The following is an 18,774-nucleotide window of genomic DNA, read 5'->3' as shown; positions in this document are numbered from 1 at the left end:
AGTCTTAGGAGTAATGAATCGAAAGAAAGTTCCAGTAAAATAAATAGCCAGTATACAGGATGGAGAGTACCGCTGCTACACTATTCGCTACCTTCCAGCGATCGCGCTCCTTGGCTGTTCCGATTCGCAGGAGCAAATAAGCGGCAATGACCAACGAAACAATCGGTAGGGATGCGACAATGACTTGGTAGAAGGCTGGGTAGCCATAGACAAGCTCTGCGTTTGCATAGGTGAACTGGATGATAAAAAACAAGCTATGAAGCAGAGCCATAATCGGAACGATCTTCGAAATAGTGTGCGATTGATTGCGCCATTTGCGTAGCCCGAAACGAGCGATCCAGACGAGCGAAAGAAGGATGAACGCGATTCCGGGAATCACATACAGAGCCAGGAGAACAGGCGGACTTTCGATGAAGGAGATGCGAGGGAGCGAAAAGTTCATCGGTCCTGTCATATAAAATTTCCCTTGTTCCTCGTGAAAATATAGCTGTTCCTCACCGTCGATCTCTTGAAAGAAATGATCGTCTACCTTCACAAACTTTTTCTCAAGGGATTGTTGTCCTTCATTCTGGAACAAACCAGTCACGGATATCGTCTGCGCGTCCAATGCCTTCACTGTGTAGGTGTAGCTGCTGAGCAGGCGAAGCCCTTTGCCCCAGCCATTCTCGGGCGTCAGGGTAAGCAGATATTGACCTTCCAGCTTTTTCATTTCGTCTATGGTGCCATCAACAGGAGTTAGGGGCTTGCGTACTTGCTCTGTCAGTAGCTTGTCGGTAAACGCGTTCACGACCTTACCGTGCAGCTCCAAGCCAGCATGCGTGGCGTTCACCGTAACAAAGATGCCGATTGATTCTGAGGGAATCAGCACCATTTTCGAGGTAAAGCCATCAATCCCACCGTTTGCCCATAGGGTAGGAATGCCGTTTTTCGTCTCTCCTTTAAAAAAGCCGTAGCCGATCCCGTACATGCGTTTATGGGCCGCGAATTGCTGAGCATGCATAAGCTGGACAGTTTCTGGTTTGAGCAGAGATGTGCCGTTATAGCTGCCGCCAGAAAGATGGGCGATCATATAGGGGGCGAAGTCGACGGGTGTCATATTAGCAGCACCACTCCCTGGGAAAATAATCCCCGAGTAAGGAATCGTTTGATAGCCGTTTCCGTCGTAATAATAGCTTTTAGCTAGATTGCTCCTGTCCTGCGGGAGATACAATTCGGCGGAATCCATACCTAGCGGGCGGAAGATATTCTCCCGCATATAGTCATGCAAAGATTGACCGGAAGCTTGTTCGATTACACTTCCTAACAATCCGGTGCCCGCATTACTGTATTGAAATTTGCTGCCTGGCGTGAAAATCGTCTCCTGCATCTGAAGCGTTTCATTTACGGTCTCGGTCGAGAATTCCGGTATCACACTCTGACGGTTGTCTCTTTTATAAATTTTTTCATCTATACCAGCTGTATGTGTGAGCAGGTGGTGGAGTGTGATTGGGCCGTAACGATTATTGGTAATTTTGTAGTCTTTTAGGACGGTATTCAAATCTTCGCGTAAGGAAAGTTTGCCTTGTTCCACGAGCTGCATCGCTGCAGTAGCGGTAAACGACTTGGTCACGGAACCGATTCGAAACACCGTACGCTCAGGATCAACGGGGATTTGCTGTTCGACGTCGGCAAAACCATAGCCTTTTTTAAAAATGATACGATCTCCCTGGGTAATGACAATGGCTGCGCCTGGGATATGCAGGTTGTTCATTTCATTTTGCATGAGGGGATCAACTACTTGTTCGATGGAAGGAGCAGTAAGCGGCGAGCGAGCATTGGCCACTGATAGAGGCTGTATCAGCATGAGGCAGGATACGAGCAGAACGGCAAACCATTTTCGTAGAGCAAATAATGTCATGTTCATCACCTTTCGCGTTTTGCGTCAGTCAATTGTTGTAAGGCCAGCGACAGGGATGAGTATAGGATGAGGAGTGTCACGGTGAGAAGTAACAGAATGTCATTGTTTATCGTGATAGTAGCTGGTCGTCATCTGATAATATAATGGAGAAAAAGTTTGGGTGTAGATGAGGTGTGCCAATTGCTTGCATTTGTTAAACGATGGTTATGGGTCGACTGGATGATCTTCACCATCCACTTTATGTGGGGATTGACGATTATTCTTGGTTTTGTCCGCCATCACGATCAATTGCCTTATCCGATAGTGATTACATTGATCGTTTCGTTCTTAGTGCTTGTCGTCCCCAGTTGTTTGCGTCGATACTCTCGTAACTTATATTTGTTCGCTGAGATTATTTTGAGTGGAGGCTTGTGCATTGCCTTGAACTTCTTTTTTGAAGGAGTAAGGTGGCAGTTTATCCCCATCGCTTTTCTCATCGGATATCACAGTGTGGAACGATCTTATCGCTGGACGGGACCATTGGCGATTTTGGTGATTCCGGCGATGCCGTTTCTTGTGGGAGAGGCAATTGGGTTTGCTTTCGAGCCTATAGTCGTAAGCGATCTAATTGTGTACCATTTCGCGGCATATGCGCTTGGTTTTGCCTTTCAATTGCTTAGCCGTATGCACAAGCAAGGCCTGATTATTCAACACCAGAACCAGATATTGGAGCAATACACTTCCCAGGTGGAGGAAATCACGCTGCTGGAAGAACGGAACAAAATGTCCAGAGAGCTGCATGACACGATCGGACACACGATGACATCGCTCATTATGGGTATGGAGATGCTTCGGTCTAAAATACCAGATGCGGAGGTTAGTCGGCTGGACATGCTTTTGCAGATGGCCCGACAAGGTTTGGACGAGTCCAGAGGGATTTTTCATAAGTGGGCTCATAATGGCTATGAATCTGCTACGACCATGGAGTCCGCTTTCGTTGAATTGATCGGGCAATTTCAAGTGGCTACAGGGGTGTCCGTCAAGCTGCGTATGTACGGCGCTGAGTATGCGTTGAGCCGTTCCACGAAGCTGACTTTGTACCGCTGTTTGCAAGAAACACTGACCAATGCTGTGCGACACGGAAGAGCATCACAAATTCAAGTGGGACTTTACTTTGAAGAAGCTCTGATCCGGTTGCAGGTCGAAGATAATGGGGCAGGAAATGGGACGATCGAATTCGGCTTTGGTTTGCAATCGATGAAGGAAAGGCTGGAAGCACTTCAGGGACGATTATCGATTCATTGTATGGACGAAGGAGGTGTGACGGTCATTTGTAGTCTGCCAGCTATGCAGGCTGTACCAAGTACAGGCATACGTATCCTAATCGTCGATGATCAGCCCATTGTGAGGGAAAGTTTGCAACTCGTTTTACAGAATCAGCAAGATTTACAGGTGGTCGGGGTCGCAGAGAACGGCTTGCTGGCACTGGACATTATTCCAAAAGAAAAGCCCGACGTCGTACTTTTGGACGTTCAAATGCCTGTCATGGACGGGGCGAAGACACTACAAGCGATACGTGAGCGGTGGCCGGATATGCGTGTCATTATGTTGACGACCTTCGAAGAAACAGCCCTTGCGACAGAAACGCTAGGGAGAGGCGCGAATGGCTACTTGTTAAAATCGGTTAGTCCGGTCGAGCTCGTAGAGGCGATACGAGTTGTTCATCAGGGTGAAGCGTTGATTAACCATAAGATTGCGGATGTCCTTTTCAAAGAAATGCGCTTGCAGCAAGAAGAGCTGAATGGGCTTCGCCAAAAGCAAGGACGCGAGTGTCCCTATGGATTGACGGAACGGGAAAGAGGCATATTGGCCTCGTTAGTAGAGGGGCTTCGCATGAAAACAATCGCGGAGAAAATCTTTCTTTCAGAAGGAACGGTACGCAATTGCACTACAGTGATTTATGCAAAACTGGGTGTAAAGAATCGCGAAGAGGCCGTTAAAAAAGCACGGGACGAGGGGCTTACTGGTTAGGTGGCCAGGTTTTTCAGGCTAGTTATGGTAGAATGGACAGTATCGAATGGAGGTTATATCAAAGATGAGTCAATTGCCAAATTGCCCAAAATGTCATTCAGAATACACGTACGAAGATGGAAGCTCCCTGGTATGCCCGGAATGCAGCCATGAGTGGACGCTGCAAGCAGACAGCGACAACAGTGAAGATAACAAGGTCATCAAGGATGCAAATGGAAACGTCTTGAACGATGGCGACACCGTAACCGTCATTAAAGACCTCAAAGTAAAAGGGACTTCATTGGTTGTGAAAATCGGGACAAAAGTAAAAAATATCCGTTTGATTGACGGAGACCATGATATCGACTGCAAAATCGATGGTTTTGGTCCAATGAAATTGAAATCGGAATTTGTGAAAAAGGTGTAAGCTGGGAATGTAACGGACAAGAAAAAGCTGACTGCATGTTAGATGCAGTCAGCTTTTTTCGTAAAGGCAAAGTCTTGTTAGGTGAGACGGTGAATGGACCAGACGATGCCCTCGCCTCCTCCACCTAAGTTGAGGTTGATGGTCAATCCATTGGCAACATAGAACAAACCGAGTGTATCACCTGCATTGAGTTGAACGTCACCCGCGAGTGTGACGGTTCCTGCCCCCAGAATGGCTCTTAATGTGAGTACGAGCGCAACGTTTACGTTGAGAACAGGGAAATCGGCAATAATCAAATCCGTTGCGGTCGGAGTTATTCTTTGCACGACAAATGCGGGAGTAATTCCAGCGTCTAAGTTAACGGTAATGGCTGCGGTCGTTTCATAGTTAATGGTTGCCTTTATGGAGTAAGTTCCATTCGCTGGTACTGTGTAAGTGCCAGTTAGAGGGTTGAAACTTGGGCTGCCATAGTAGGGGCTGGCCGTTGACCAGTTAATTAATTTGGAAGATGCGCAAAGGGTCACAGTTGATAAGAAGCCAGCGAAGTTTTCAGCGGTGAAAGCAGGTCCAGTCGCGCCAGTAGCCCCGGTAGTCCCGGTGGCCCCAGTAGGTCCGGTAGCGCCAGTGTCCCCAGTGTCTCCAGTAGGTCCGGTAGCACCAACGCCCGTCGCCCCCGTTATACCACCTGTGCTGTAGGATGGAACAGACAGGATGTTGTCCAGTTTCGATTGCAAGAGCATTTCTTTTTTCGCAACGTCTTGCAAGGTTTGGCGTACGCTTGTATTCACCAAAAGGAGATCGCTTAACGAAGCAGGAACAGTCAAACCTGGTAATGTACCAATGGCATATTGCAATTTTTCTGCTTCTGCATTAATAATATGCCCGAGGCTGAGCTCTTCGATGGCGATGGAAGTAAGGAGAAGATTGATAGCATCGTCTCTCGTTATAGTAATGGTGGGAGTAATATTGGGAATATTGGCTTGCGACATGGCATTCATCCTTCCTGTTACATTCAAAAACTTCTCACTATGCTATGAGGCGTTATCTGTGCAGGTGCCTGACTGTATAGAAACAGAAAAAAGCCAATCTGATTTCCAGATTGGCTTTTGTGTTAACCGGTAAGCGCCGTGCTCATCAAAAAATAGACCACCATTGCTTATGGCATTTATACATTCACCCACAGGGTGGGTAACTTTTTCATGATCACGAGGGGAGTCAGGTCAGAGACTCAAAATACCTTTTGTTGTAGAGAATGCTAGGGTGGGTTGGGTTGTATAAGTAGGCAATATCATTGTGGTGGCGTGATTTCTCGTTATCCCCCATTTGAGAATAGCATAAGCAGAGTTGAAGATGAGGTAGCCACGTCCAGGATACGTGGTCGATGTGTGCGAGCTTTTCAGCAGGTCGCTCCACTTGTGTTGCGAGATCATACCAAAAAATGGCGAGCAGCCAATTTTTATCTTCGACATGAAAGGCTCCAATCTGGCAGCACGCTTCCGCCCGTGGGCGATCGTAGTTGAACGTACGATATAGCGACGATAGAACATTTTGTCTCTCGTATAGATGGGAATAGCAATTCGCCAGCTTCAAGCAAGCGTTAATGTTGTCTTCTACCCAGCCTTGCTGGGTGTTCAGGAACTTCGTGTAAAAAATAATGGCCTCTTCATGATACTGATTGTCACGCAATTCATTCGCATAATAGTACAAGTCCCGTGGAGAGAATTCTTCCCCTTTAGCATCCCTGCGTCGGTAGATTTGCAGATTGCGGTCCGTGTATTCCTTCTGCTTGTTATGCGTGATGGATATGTCACTGTTGATGACGTTTCCGCTGACTTCCAAATATTCATGGACGGGTCCGATCCAGCGAAAACCACGGTCGCGTTTTACGAGGCGATTGCGGCGAATGCTGTACGCCACATTCCCATTGCTGTCCACAGAGAGGTTGTAGTTCATCGTGACACTGTCGATGCTGTAATTCAACGTAAGCTTCAACTCGCGGAAGAGCTGACGGTCTTTCTCCAGAAGGGTATCGTCTGCATCCAGCCACAAAATATAGGGGCATGTTGCCTTACTGAATGCATAGTTGCGGGCAGCGGAAAAATCATCAACCCACTCGAAATCATAAATGGTGCAGCCATAGTTGGACGCAATTTCTTTCGTGCGGTCTGTTGATCCCGTGTCGACGATAATGATTTCATCTACGAGATCCGCAACGGTGGAGAGGCAACACTCCAGAGCGTCTTCTTCATTTTTGACGATCATGCATAAACTGATTGAAATCTGATTCGCTTTCCCCGCTGTCATGCCATTTTTTTTGCGATACTCGCTCACTCCAGCCAGATCCGACTGACGGTAGATGTGGTACCCAGGAAGATGCGTATCCACATGCAAAGAAAAGCCCATAGCTACAGCCCGAACGCAAAAATGCCGATCTTCTCCCCAGAACGACAAGTTAGCTATTCGTTTAAAGCTGACGCCTGCCTCCAAGACCTTTCGATGGATGAACGTGCATGCACCGAGACCTCCTACCTCATACACACCCGGTTTACGCAGCATCTCTAAAAAGTTTTGGTTCTCCGCTGATTCGGATGCGCCTTCGCGAGTCAATGTGTATTGATCCATCAGCCAAACTTGAGGAAGCTCAATCGAATCAGGCTGCCAACGTGTCCAGTAAATGTTGGAAATAATATCTTTATTGGCTCGAAGCAATTGTTGGAGGGTGTGAGGGTGTAAAACGAGATCGGAATCGATCAAAAACAAGTAATCGAAACCCTCTTTGAGCGCATAGGAGATAATCGTATCTTTCATTTGCGCTACTTTCCAAATATTTCGTTCCGTCCAATAATGAGTCATTTCATTTCGGACATACGTGTCATCGTCTGTGTTTTTGAGGATGACGGTTCGTTTGTTCTCCTGCTCGAAATCAGCCAAGAGTGTACTGGATAGTGGGTCTTTGTTATCGTCAATGAACATGTAATGAATCAGTTCGTTTTTGGTAGTCAGCTCCGTGAGGGATTGAAGGAATTCCTCCAAAATGATCGGGAATTGTTGAACGGGACTACCGATTAAAATACGTTTTTTACCCATGGTACCCCCCATATGTAGCCTTTGTTCAAACGGTTTCCGCAGATTTACTGAATAGCAGTAAGCCATTGTCCACTTTTGCGACAATTCGGTTCTCTTGCTGTAGCTCTTTTACATAAGAGCGGATAATCGAAGTAGTCAAACCGTAGCGGTGCAAGTCATCTTCAAACTCATATTTTTTCATGACTTTTTGAACTACTTGTTCGAGAGTGCTTGGCTGCTCATGAATCCATGCTTCAAGAAAAGCAGAGGTGTCTTTCATAAGGCTGAGATGCTTGTTAATTAAACCCGTTACTGTCTTAAAGGGTCCACCATGGTACAGCACATAAGCGTTCAATTTCATCATCGAGAGCTTCTTGAAGCTTCTTTTGGCAGCCTTCAGATCGTTAAAAAAAAGGAGATCCTGCTTGTTCAACGTTTTGGGGCCAAACAAGGCATCGCCGCAGTAAAGAACATGATCAGGGGTAATAATGCCGACCATTCCCGGCGAATGTCCAGGTAAGGAGACGATTTTGAATGGAATGGTATCGACGTGAAAGATACCATCGGTGGATGGCAGGTAATCCGTTACGAGCGCACGTTCATTCCTTTTGTTTTGATCAGGCTTCGCATCAGACCCTCCACCTGCGTCGAAAACCAAAGGCTCGAGATGTGGATTTTCGATGATATAGGATGCTAAATGTGTCGCATAGATGCGAAGGTTGGGGAACCTTTTTTTCAAATAGAGATTGCCACCGTGGTTAACAGCGTGACCATGTGTATGAACAACGGCAAGGATTTGATACCCTCGATCGCTGATTCTACGGCATACTTTCTCGATGACAGCGGCATTTGGGCCGCTATCAATGCAAACAGCGGTTTTGCTGGACCTATCCAAATAGACCCCGATCCCGTATTTACCGGAGACCACATAACTGTTGCCGGCCACTTCGATCAATTCCAAACGATCCATATACCTTACTCCTTCATTAGATTCAGGTTCATATGTGGATGATCTTGGTGACATTGCCGATACGTACCTTTACGGAGTTCGGTACATAGGGAGGCCGTGCAGGTGCAGACACTCGCTTCGCGAGCATTTTTTTCTTGCCACGCACTTTTTCCACGTTCGCTACAGGCTTGGAACGCACGGATTTGTTTCTGTTTTTATCGGGAGTAGGGATAGACGCAGTTTGTGCTAATAATGGGGGTTTTGGACGTAGTGATTTCCGGTTGTTGGCTGTATCGATGCGTGCGTCATTTGCGAGCAATGGAGGGGTTGGGGGAGGCATAGGTGGAACGCCAGTGGCTTTCGTTTGCTTACCCAGATCCAACTGTATCGGTTCGTCATCTGGAAAAACTCCTTCCAGCTCTAATTGCATCGGCTCTTCGTAGGGGGAATCCTCTTCCGGCTCCATAGACTTTGCTTGATGATGGGGATGGTCTTCTATCAAGTAAAAAGCTTGTAATTGCCGCAAATGATCTTCAATGAATGTCGCGATTTGTTTATGTGGAAAGCTCCACGACTTTACCAACTCCGATAACTGGGCAATCGCAGCAAGGACATGTGTGTATGTTTCGCTTGTGGGATGGAGAGGGTTACGCGATTCAAAAAGGAAGCTGTGAGTAATCTGCTTATTATGTGTGTGGGTATGCAGTCTGACGAGCAGATTGATCATCGTTGATAGTTGGTAGCCAAACAGCATAAGCTCGTAATCTTTGGCATGATGAAAGCGGGATTCCAATCCTTTGACCAACTGGACGATGGAATAGGTCAGTTTTAGAACGGTGTCATCGATACCTCTGTTCTTCATGGCAATTGACCTCGAATTCCTGAAATGAACAATCCTTAATAGTCGATGGTGATGTCATCCAATTCATCCCCGAAATCGGATTCTTCCATCTCAAAATTTGATTTAAGCGCCACAGGGTACATGTGAATGGCTGCATCCAGCTTTTTTAACAAAAGCCACTCAGCCATCAGCACCGAATCCAGAATCGAAATGACTGTACGATTAAAGGTGATGATCTCATCATTGGACGGGTTGTTGGGGAAGTCCAGATTTTTGCCAACGAAAGCAAGGGCTTTGTCAGCTTCAGCATTTAGCAATCTGGACAAGGCTTCTTCCTCTAGAGCAATCGATTGCAGCAAATGACTCAAAGCTTCTTCGCGCGTCGGCAAATCATTTGATTGAACTTTATCTTGTAAGGTCATCATCATCCCTCTTCAATAAAATTATGATCCCATGAGAAGCAGTGTGAGTAGTGAGGGTTATTCTTTGAAGCAAGTAAGGTCGGGTAAGTCAGGTAAGTCATCGTGGTTATGATGATCATGCATCTGCTCCAGCTTAATAATGTCCTCCAGCTTGAATTGCAAGAGCATCTCTGTCTTGATGACATTGCGCAGCATTCGTTCCACGCTATTGTTTAGGGCAAGTGCATCATTGAGCGAGAGGGATTGCTCCTTCACGATTTTTTGGATCTTTTGCCCCTCTGCATTAATAATGTGAGAAAGTCCGATTTCCTCCAGCGCAATGGAGGTGAGAAGCAGATTTAATACTTCGTTGCGTTTCAATATGATTTCCGGTGTTATATTGGGGACCGTGGGCATTGACATCGTTATCTACATCCTTTGTTTGTATGATTTTGTATACAAAATAAGACTTGCCCGAAATAGAAGGAGATCTGCTTCCCTTTATTTGCACAGAACTCCTTCGGGCAAGTTTCTTACAACGTACTTAAAAACGATAGGATCGTCATAGGATCGCGTAATTGATAGTGAATAAATGGAAACTTCCTCGCAGTACATGTTATGTAACCGCGATCTTAATATGACAACTTAATCGTATTCATTCGATAAGGAAGTAGAGGCGCCCGGGATAATGCTAACCACATTTTCCAGCTTGAATTGCAAGAGCATTTCTTTTTTGATGACATCTTGTAGCGTTTTGCGAACACTGTTGTTAACGGCGAGAATGTCAGAGATGGTGGGGACGACCTCAGGCGTAACCCCCAATGTACCTACCACAAACTGGAGTTTTTCTGCCTCTGCATTCATAATATGCACCAAAGACAATTCTTCCAGAGCAATGGATGCCAGCAGTAAAGATACGGATTGCTCAATCGTAACGGAAATCGTTGGGGTAATGTTAGGGATGGTAGATTGAGACATGAGATCACCTCTTTGAAGTAATGGGTAACTATTTTACTCATTTAAGCCTATCGCTTACTTCTAAACGCGTGATCGATAGCAAATTCCCCCTTCGTTTTCACTACGGTAAGTGTATGCATAGGTGTGTGTCCCACTGAACTGTTAATTTGTACACCATCCGCAAGGAAGCAAGGAAAAGGAAAAGCCCGGATCGATTGACCCGGACCAGTGGTATTGTGGTAGTTTCCATACGAATGAGGCCTATTAACTCGAAGGAATCTGGGGAAGAAGATTATCCACGATATTTTCTAATTTGAATTGGAGAAGTATTTCTTTTTTGATGACATCTTGTATCGTTTGACGAACGCTTGAATGGACGAGCAGGATGTCGGAGAGTGTAGCGGGTGGTTCAAGCCCTGGAACAAGGGTGCCTAAAACAAATTGGAGCTTTTCAGCCTCTGCGTTCAGAATGTGAGCCAAAGCCAGTTCTTCTAACGCGATGGATGCAAGCAAGAGCGAAGTGGTTTGGCCAAGAGTAATCGAGATAACAGGCGTAATATTAGGGATCGATGCTTGGGACATGATCATCACCTCATAGATTTATGCGTATGTAAGCCCCGGAGCCTTACCAATACCCAGCGACGATTTCCGGCTATCTCTCGAAAAAGTTCTTCGTAGTGATAGATTTTTCCGAGGTGAGCCAGAAAGGGATAGTGATCAAAATCATCTACGAGAATAAGCGCATCTGGTTTGAGTGTGTCAATAAATAGTGGATAGGCAAGAGTGCGGCCGTTGCCATGCGGACCGTCCACAACCATGACATCTACTGAATGACGGGAAAGCGATAGTTGGTCCAAATCGGCGTAAAATGCTTTTTGAATAGAAAAATGATCAAATTGATTCTCGGGAACATGCTGTCCGATGGCAGGCCACAAGCTCCTGCTCTCTGCTGGATTGTCGAAGACCTTGTTCCATTCCTCTTCGGATAGTTGCTTCAAAGAGCTGGTCACCAAAGCGACATGCGGTACATCCCCTAAGCTTTCCTTAATTTCCTTTGCACGAACCGGATGATGCTCCACGATGGTTGCTTGGACCGGGAGCAGCTCAAGATCGCCAAGTGATTTCCAAAACAGAGCAGAATCACCTCCACCCAACTGAAGCACCTGGCACTCCTCCTTTTCTTTGTTGATATGACGGCATGCATGTACGAGTGCCTGTTTGCTCAGCGTGAGTGAGTTGTATCGCCAGTGATTACAATTGGACTGCTGCAAAGCCTTTTCGATATCGCGAATGATCATCTTCATTCCACCCATTCCAACAGATTGGGATGTTGATCCAAGATGGATTCATACTGTTCCTTCCAGCCATATCGGGCGTCGGGGTCGAGGAGCTGATAGCGGTTGTATTTGCTTTGTCTATCTTCGAGTCGTGCCCAGCCAAAATGTTTCACGCGTGATGGATGGCACAGGTAAGGGAACTGGTTGATCGAGAGAGGGAATCTGCCGCAATGCTGAGGGGTTTCTCTCCATATATATGGGAAGTCAGGGCGATATTTGATCATAAAAGGACGGTAGTAATGATGGGCTTTCCAATACACATCTTCGCGATAATGCGTCTCGCTCCACATATCGTACAAACGAAAGTAGATCGCCTCGTATGTCTGCTGTTCCAAAATATCGGAAACGTTTGAGGGGAAGGCGCTATCCATGATTTCATCGGCGTCCAGATTCAAAATCCATTCCGGCTCAGTCTGGATTGTTTCTTGCCATTGTTGTTTGCGCAAGGCGACCTCGTTGGAAAACTGAGAGGTAGCGTTTTGAACCAGTTGAAGAGGAATGCCCTTGAGAACCTCTCTACAGAGATCCACGGTATGATCGATACTGCCATCGTCGATGATGACGGCTGCGTCAATAAAGTCTTTATGTGCTTCCAACGCTTGTCTCAAATACCGATTGCCTTCATTTTTCACAATCATGGAAAGAGTCAGCTTGGCTCTGGTCATCTATGTGCTGCACCTCCTGCGCTTGTCGTGTTGCAATGCAGAAGATTTCATGGCCTTGGAAGGTCGACTGGAGGTTCACAGCTAGCTTCATGATGTCATGGATCGGTAAAGGTGTTTGCGTGGTCTTGCGCAGATGGTTTTCCAAGCGGTTTGTTTCTTCTCGAGAAAAGATAGAGAGGACCTCCCAGCCACCTTGATGAAGCAGTGAGATCAGATTGTCACGGGAGTAATGAAAGAGGTGGTCATTCTCGGTATACAACGGGGAATACACCCCAAACAGTTTATTGGTGAACGAGTTTTTGTTCGGCACGCTAAAAATGATTTTTCCTCCTGGTTTAAGAAACCCCTTCAATTCTTCAAGGTATTGCTTCGGATGCGAAATATGCTCAAAGACGTGACAAAAAACGATGGCATCAAAAGTACCAATGTGTTCGGGGGCGAGAACGGAGGAGTTCCATAACGAATGAACCAGTTGTAGCCCATACCGGTCTTGGGCGTATGCGCATGATTGGTGCGACGGCTCTACCCCAACAACCTCCCACCCAGCCTCACGAGCAAGGAATAACAACTCTCCTGTTCCTGGACCAATTTCGAGCAACTTCCCTTTTTCCGAAAACCACATATCGAGCAGCAATGTATGGAAGATCGCATGCTCCGTAAATGTATTTTTGGCATATTGATCCCGCATGGAAACCCAACTTGCATCATAAATGTCTGCAACCAGCTGTGGCACGTTGACTTGATCGAGGTGAGGTTGAAAAACGAGATCACAATCTGTGCACGTTAGGAGCGAAAAGGTAGCGTACTGGTAGAAAAGCGCAACCTGAGCGCTGTTGCACAAGGGACATGAGTCATGCATGGATACGATCCCTGCTTTCTTTGTGATATCTGCCTACCACTACCTATGCGCTGCTTCAGCAAAAGGTTCGAAAACCAAGGAAATGGCGCCGTTCTGAAAGGAGCAGTCCGTTCATAGAGTAAAGGGGGGATAGACTACGATCTCAGTGATGTGTGTAAAAGGAGATGAGCAGCATGTCTGAGGCGCCCAAAATTTCCTTATGTATGATTGTAAAAAACGAAGAAGAGTGCCTTCACAAGTGCTTGGAAAGCGTGAAAGACCTTGTGGATGAAATGATTATCATAGACACGGGAAGTACCGACAAAACGGTAGAGATAGGCAAGTCATTCGGAGCGGTCGTACACTCTTATGAGTGGCAGGATAACTTCGCAGAAGCGCGAAACTTTGGACTGGAAAAAGCAACGGGCGACTGGATTTTGTGGATGGATGCCGATGAGGAAATGAATCAGGAAGACAGCAAGAAATTGAAAGAGCTGCTTCGCGGTCAAGAGGATTCTCTTTTTTATATCCATCTAATAAATTACATTGGAGATGAAATAAATGAAGACGATGCTTTTCATATCGCTCACTCACGTTTGTTTCGCAATGGCATCGGTTTTCGCTTCCATTTTCCCATTCATGAAACGCTCAACGTAGAAGAGGTTCTTCCCAATCTGACCGAAGATCTCCATATTCAAATCTTGCCTGTACGGATATACCATTACGGCTACATGAATGAATTTACTGGCAGAAAGAACAAATTCGAGCGTAATATTGGGCTACTCATGAAGGAATTGGAAAAAGAGGGCCACTCTCCGTGGATTGAGTATCATCTTGCCAGTGAATTCTCACGTATCCAGGAGCATGAGAAAACGTTCAAGTTCGTGAATCTGTCTATTATCGGGTTTCTCGAAAACCATATGATGCCTCCTTCGCTTCTTTATAAGCTCAAATACTCTACGTTGATCTCAATCAGCAGTGCTGAGGGAGCGTGGCCAGGAATTGAAAAGGCAATCGAGATTTATCCTGACTACGTTGATTTGCATTTGTACAAAGGGATCATTCAGTATTTGAAAAAGGACTATAAACGAGCCTTGATGACGTTCGATCACTGCTTGGAGCTAGGTGAGAGCAACATTCGTCATCTGACCTTGAAGGGATCGGGAAGTTTTCACGCCTGGTATTACAAAGGGCTATGCTACGAAGGATTGGGTCAAGTGGAGGAGGCTGTGGCAGCTTATCAGACGTCGTTGGCGATGGCGGGGAATTATGCGCCTGCCAAGGAAGCATTAGAGAAGCTGAGCCTGACGTCTGAAGTAAGTCATTCGCCATACAACAAATAGCATCGTAGCGAAAAGCCGTTTACGTCGATGGTTCAGACGTAACGGCTTTTTTTCGTAATGGCAGAGCATGAATAAAATGACGTTAATCATCTTTATTACGGTAAAAGGTTTAATAAGCACAATGTTTCATTTGCGACAGCAGATTGTTACAATAAAAAACGCATTTCAACGGTAATAATAATCATTATCAATCACATCAAGTGAGGGACAAAAGATGAAGCGAACAAACGGAATGAAACGTCTCGGTCATATGCTTTGGACGCTTGCACTGGCAGGTACGGTATTACTGACCGGGTGCGGCAGCGCAGAGCAAAAACAGCCAGCAGCAGGTACAGATAGTGCGCAAACCGCACAAAAGCGCATCGTGAAACATGAGTTGGGCGAAACAGAAATTACCGGGGACCCGAAAAGAGTCGTCGCGTTGGAGTACTCCTTTGTAGACGGACTATGGGAGCTGGGAGTGACGCCTGTAGGAATCGCGCAAGAGAAGGATAAGGACGTAGAAGGACTGATCGGCAAAAAAATCGAGTATACTCCTGTGGGGACTCGCCAGCAGCCGAGTCTGGAAGTCATTAGCTCGTTGCAGCCAGATCTGATTATCGGTGATTTGAATCGCCACAAGGACATTTACAAGGATTTGCAAAAAATCGCACCGACGATCATTTTGAAAAGCCGCAACTCGACGTATCAGGAAAACTTGAGCTCGTTTGCCACGATTGGGGAAGCGCTGAACAAGCAAAAAGAAGCAGAACAACGCCTGATCAAGCACAAGGAGATCATCGCAGAGTTTAAGAAGAAGATACCTGCTGGGGATTCCCGCAATGTCATGCTGGGTGTATTCCGCGCGGATTCGCTGTCTGCACATGGTTCGAAATCGTTTGATGGTGAATTGCTCGAAATGATTGGAATCAAAAATGCGATTCAGGATGCGCCAGAACCAACGGTAAAAATCAGTCTGGAGCAAATGGTACAGTGGGACCCAGATGTGATTTTCCTGGCGGAAGCAGACGACGCGTTGTTGAACGAGTGGAAGCAAAATCCGCTCTGGAACAATATCACCGCAGTCAAAAATCAGGAAGTACACAAAGTAAATCGTGACCTCTGGACGCGCTATCGCGGACTGAAATCTGCGGAACGCATTGTCGAAGAGGCAGTGAACCTTTTGTACAGTAAGGATAAATAAGAACACATACGATGCAAAATCTGGAAAGACCGATCGCTGATCTGGTCTTTTCGGTGTTCTTGCACGTGGTAATTGATCGAGGTGGCTTGTATTGCAGAAAACAACGACACGACAACGAAAAGGTACCTTTGTCCTCATTGCGATCGGCTTGGCAATCCTCTTGCTCATTGGTTTGTTGCTGAGCTTGTTTACCGGAGTAGCTTCGCTGCAAATTCGATCGTTAGTGACGCATTGGCTATCGGGTGAATACTCCAAGGAGCTCTTGATATTCCAAACCATCCGGGTTCCGAGAGCCATACTGGGAGCCATCATCGGGGCGAATTTGGCTGTGGCAGGAGCGGTGATGCAGGCCGTTACCCGCAATCCGCTCGCATCTCCGCAAGTATTTGGCGTGAATGCGGGGGCTTGTTTGGTGGTCGTACTCGCGATTGTGTTTTTACCGGATATCGGGAAAGCCAATCTCATCTATTTTGCATTTGCTGGAGCGATTGTCGGGGGACTTGTTGTCTTTGGATTCGCAGCTTCCCGTGGGATGACCAATCTCAAGATCGCTTTGGTAGGAATGGCCATCCACCTGCTGCTCACCTCCATTACGAAGGGAATTATCATCTTTAACGAACACATATCGAATGTATTGTACTGGTTGTCTGGCTCCATTAGCGGAGCGGCTTGGACGGATGTGCAATTGATTTTGCCGTGGTCGATGGCGGGACTCCTGCTGGCGATCTGGCTGTCCGGCTCTTTGTCTGTGTTTCGACTGGGGGAGGAAGTCGCGATGGGGTTGGGACAAAAAATCGCCCGCGTCCGACTGCTATCTTATGTTGTGGTCGTTATTTTGGCAGGCGCCTCTGTTGCTGTCGCCGGAGCTGTCGGATTCGTCGGACTGATGGTTCCACATATCGCAAGGAGGCTCGTGGGTACGGACTATCGGGTCGTTATCCCTGTGTCTGCGCTTGGTGGTGCTGTCCTGGTGACAATCTCCGATGTACTGGCTCGCTTGATTTCCTATCCGTTTGAGTCTCCTGTAGGAATTGTAACGGCTCTCCTGGGAACCCCGTTCTTTCTTTACTTGGCGAGAAAAAAGGGGAGGGAAATGGTATGACGTCGCGAAAAAACACCCTACTCCTGATTGGCCTCGTTGCTTTAGTCTTAGTGGCAGCATTGCTTAGCATGGGGATCGGCCCTATCTTTATCGGCCCTGATCAAATCATTCGGGTGATCATGGGCGAATCTTCGTCGCTTACGTTTATGATTGAAAACTATCGATTGCCGCGGGCGTTGCTCGCGATTCTTGCTGGAGCGGGCTTCGCGATCGCTGGTGTGATTTTGCAAGGAATGATCCGTAACCCTCTGGCATCACCGGATGTCATAGGTGTAACCAAAGGCGCGGGCTTGTTCGCGGTAGTTGTCATCATTCTGTTTCCGACCGCTTCACCACTTCTTCTCCCGATTGTCGCGTTTTTGGGAGCACTGGCGGTAGCGATTGCCCTCATTTATTTCACTCGGAAAAGCGGTGCACAGCCAACTACATTTGCCTTGGTCGGCATGGGAGTAGGGGCGATCTGCCAAGCGTTGACGGAATTCATCATGGTGAAGTATCCGATGCAAGCCAATGATTCACTTGTCTGGCTGGCAGGGAGCTTGTGGGGGAAAGGCTGGGATGAAATTTACGCTTTGCTGCCGTGGCTGCTCGTATTCATTCCCATTAGCCTTGCCCTGCACCGAAAGCTGGACATTATCAGTCTAGATGAAGGTAGCTCTACCGGGCTGGGACTGAATGTCGTGCGAACACGCTATATGCTTTTGCTGCTCGCGGTTGCATTGGCAGGCGCATGTGTAGCGGCGATTGGCTCGATCGGCTTTGTGGGATTGATTGCGCCACATATGGCGAGAAAGCTATTTGGTCATCAGCATCGTTATCTGTTGCCAGGTGCGGCGGTTTTGGGAGCGTTGATTCTCGTGATTGCAGATGCATTGGGGAGAGGGCTGAATCCTCCGATCGAGATTCCCGCGGGTATTGTGACGGCGGTCATCGGTGTTCCGTACTTCTTGTATTTGGTGCGTCAAGAGAAGAAAAAGTAAAAAGTAAAGCCATCTTTTCCTCTAGCTTTGGAGAGAAAGATGGCTTTTTTCTATTCGGGCTCTTCTTCGAAAAAATCACCTTGTTCCAAGGTATACACAAAATTTTGTAACCATTCGTAATACTTTTTTGCATGTCGGAGCTTGTGCAAATCTTGGAGGGCGAGCTTTCGTTCCTCATCAGAGGTACTTTCCTGAAGGATCAGCTCGGTTAATTCAGGCATTGCCTGGTCGATGGCACCGGTCATCACATCGACTTCACGCTGCAGCTTGTATGTGAAGAAGTTTTGAAACGCTGTGAAGAAGTTGGTCTCCGCCGCATACAGCTCTTTTCGTTCCTGCTTTTCCTCGAGTTTTTTGACCATGCGGGATTCCATTAAGGATCTCACTGCATAGCTCATGTTGCTTTTGCTCATGTTCATCTGTGTTTTCATCTCGTCGAGCGTCATTGGGCGATTCTCGAAGAACATAACACCGTAAAGCTGACCCGAGGAATGAGTAGCGCCATACAAGTCCATTGTTTCCGCTATGGCTTCAATCATTTGTTTACGAATATGGAGGCGTTTTTCTTCTCGTACATTTTCCTCGTTCAAAGACATGCGAATATTCACTTCCCTCTCGTGCCACCGTCATCATTATTTCGTTCAATTCTTTTTGTATGATACTTCCATTATAGCAAAAATTCTTTCAACACGGTGATAAAGCTATTGTTATGAGCATTTACGTAATCTTAATGCTCAATTAACAGTGGTTTCATGGGCGAAACACAATGCGAATGTACAATAATTTTTGAACACATATG

The 18,774-nt window shown here is 46.7% G+C and carries 19 protein-coding genes; 6 read left to right on the top strand and 13 right to left on the bottom strand.

Features of this window, described 5'->3' with window-relative positions; genetic code table 11:
* Nucleotides 1-4: 4 nt before the first annotated feature.
* The gene (locus HP398_RS20000) at nucleotides 5-1,897 is read right to left on the bottom strand and encodes a serine hydrolase domain-containing protein (protein WP_173623469.1); all 1,893 of its coding nucleotides are present in this window, start codon (nucleotides 1,895-1,897) and stop codon (nucleotides 5-7) included.
* Nucleotides 1,898-2,053: 156 nt separating this feature from the next.
* On the opposite strand from HP398_RS20000, the gene HP398_RS19995 reads away from it, so the two are divergent.
* Nucleotides 2,054-3,907, top strand: a complete 1,854-nt coding sequence (locus tag HP398_RS19995; protein ID WP_173623468.1) for a hybrid sensor histidine kinase/response regulator transcription factor — start codon at nucleotides 2,054-2,056, stop codon at nucleotides 3,905-3,907.
* 64 nt (nucleotides 3,908-3,971) lie between these two features.
* Nucleotides 3,972-4,313 (top strand): zinc ribbon domain-containing protein YjdM, encoded by a 342-nt coding sequence (locus HP398_RS19990; RefSeq protein WP_017246721.1) that lies wholly within the window; start codon nucleotides 3,972-3,974, stop codon nucleotides 4,311-4,313.
* A gap of 77 nt (nucleotides 4,314-4,390) precedes the next feature.
* On the opposite strand, the gene HP398_RS19985 is transcribed toward HP398_RS19990, so the two are convergent.
* From HP398_RS19985 to HP398_RS19935, 11 genes are all read right to left on the bottom strand, one after another.
* Nucleotides 4,391-5,302, bottom strand: a complete 912-nt coding sequence (locus HP398_RS19985; RefSeq protein ID WP_173623467.1) for an alpha-helical endospore appendage domain-containing protein — start codon at nucleotides 5,300-5,302, stop codon at nucleotides 4,391-4,393.
* A gap of 226 nt (nucleotides 5,303-5,528) precedes the next feature.
* Nucleotides 5,529-7,400 (bottom strand): glycosyltransferase, encoded by a 1,872-nt coding sequence (locus HP398_RS19980; RefSeq protein ID WP_173623466.1) that lies wholly within the window; start codon nucleotides 7,398-7,400, stop codon nucleotides 5,529-5,531.
* 25 nt (nucleotides 7,401-7,425) lie between these two features.
* Nucleotides 7,426-8,349 carry an MBL fold metallo-hydrolase gene (locus HP398_RS19975; RefSeq protein ID WP_173623465.1) on the bottom strand — a complete coding sequence of 308 codons (924 nt, stop codon included), beginning with the start codon at nucleotides 8,347-8,349 and terminating at the stop codon, nucleotides 7,426-7,428.
* A gap of 28 nt (nucleotides 8,350-8,377) precedes the next feature.
* Nucleotides 8,378-9,190: a hypothetical protein gene (locus tag HP398_RS19970; protein WP_173623464.1), complete on the bottom strand. Its 813-nt coding sequence runs from the start codon at nucleotides 9,188-9,190 to the stop codon at nucleotides 8,378-8,380.
* Nucleotides 9,191-9,225: 35 nt separating this feature from the next.
* Complete coding sequence (locus tag HP398_RS19965; protein ID WP_017246716.1) at nucleotides 9,226-9,591, bottom strand: alpha-helical endospore appendage domain-containing protein; 366 nt, start codon at nucleotides 9,589-9,591, stop codon at nucleotides 9,226-9,228.
* 57 nt (nucleotides 9,592-9,648) lie between these two features.
* Complete coding sequence (locus tag HP398_RS19960) at nucleotides 9,649-9,993, bottom strand: alpha-helical endospore appendage domain-containing protein (protein ID WP_017246715.1); 345 nt, start codon at nucleotides 9,991-9,993, stop codon at nucleotides 9,649-9,651.
* Between the two features lie 222 nt (nucleotides 9,994-10,215).
* Nucleotides 10,216-10,548: an alpha-helical endospore appendage domain-containing protein gene (locus HP398_RS19955; protein ID WP_017246714.1), complete on the bottom strand. Its 333-nt coding sequence runs from the start codon at nucleotides 10,546-10,548 to the stop codon at nucleotides 10,216-10,218.
* A 243-nt stretch (nucleotides 10,549-10,791) separates the two neighbouring features.
* Nucleotides 10,792-11,109, bottom strand: coding sequence for an alpha-helical endospore appendage domain-containing protein (locus HP398_RS19950; RefSeq protein ID WP_017246713.1), 318 nt, complete (start codon nucleotides 11,107-11,109; stop codon nucleotides 10,792-10,794).
* A gap of 5 nt (nucleotides 11,110-11,114) precedes the next feature.
* The gene (locus tag HP398_RS19945; protein ID WP_173623463.1) at nucleotides 11,115-11,825 is read right to left on the bottom strand and encodes a hypothetical protein; all 711 of its coding nucleotides are present in this window, start codon (nucleotides 11,823-11,825) and stop codon (nucleotides 11,115-11,117) included.
* 2 nt (nucleotides 11,826-11,827) lie between these two features.
* Complete coding sequence (locus tag HP398_RS19940) at nucleotides 11,828-12,529, bottom strand: glycosyltransferase family 2 protein (RefSeq protein ID WP_173623462.1); 702 nt, start codon at nucleotides 12,527-12,529, stop codon at nucleotides 11,828-11,830.
* Nucleotides 12,486-13,370, bottom strand: coding sequence for a class I SAM-dependent methyltransferase (locus tag HP398_RS19935; RefSeq protein WP_254476230.1), 885 nt, complete (start codon nucleotides 13,368-13,370; stop codon nucleotides 12,486-12,488). Before HP398_RS19935 ends, HP398_RS19940 begins: the two co-directional genes overlap by 44 nt.
* A gap of 191 nt (nucleotides 13,371-13,561) precedes the next feature.
* Between HP398_RS19935 and HP398_RS19930 the strand changes: the two genes are divergently transcribed.
* The 4 genes from HP398_RS19930 (at nucleotide 13,562) to HP398_RS19915 (ending at nucleotide 17,975) form a co-directional block, all read left to right on the top strand.
* Nucleotides 13,562-14,710 carry a glycosyltransferase gene (locus HP398_RS19930; RefSeq protein ID WP_173623461.1) on the top strand — a complete coding sequence of 383 codons (1,149 nt, stop codon included), beginning with the start codon at nucleotides 13,562-13,564 and terminating at the stop codon, nucleotides 14,708-14,710.
* A 214-nt stretch (nucleotides 14,711-14,924) separates the two neighbouring features.
* On the top strand, nucleotides 14,925-15,893 hold the full coding sequence (locus tag HP398_RS19925; RefSeq protein WP_017246708.1) for an ABC transporter substrate-binding protein: 969 nt from the start codon (nucleotides 14,925-14,927) through the stop codon (nucleotides 15,891-15,893).
* A gap of 91 nt (nucleotides 15,894-15,984) precedes the next feature.
* Entirely contained in the window at nucleotides 15,985-16,995 is a 1,011-nt protein-coding gene (locus HP398_RS19920; protein ID WP_017246707.1) for a FecCD family ABC transporter permease, read from the top strand.
* Nucleotides 16,992-17,975, top strand: coding sequence for a FecCD family ABC transporter permease (locus tag HP398_RS19915; RefSeq protein ID WP_017246706.1), 984 nt, complete (start codon nucleotides 16,992-16,994; stop codon nucleotides 17,973-17,975). Before HP398_RS19920 ends, HP398_RS19915 begins: the two co-directional genes overlap by 4 nt.
* Before the next feature lie 50 nt (nucleotides 17,976-18,025).
* Here HP398_RS19915 and HP398_RS19910 read toward each other — a convergent pair whose 3' ends face one another.
* A complete protein-coding gene (locus HP398_RS19910; protein WP_017246705.1) occupies nucleotides 18,026-18,571 on the bottom strand; it encodes a GbsR/MarR family transcriptional regulator in 546 nt (181 codons plus the stop codon).
* Nucleotides 18,572-18,774 lie beyond the last annotated feature (203 nt).

The organism is Brevibacillus sp. HB1.4B (genome assembly GCF_013284285.1).
In the GTDB taxonomy this organism is placed as follows: Bacteria; Bacillota; Bacilli; order Brevibacillales; family Brevibacillaceae; genus Brevibacillus; species Brevibacillus porteri.
This window is presented reverse-complemented; position numbering and strand designations above follow the sequence as displayed.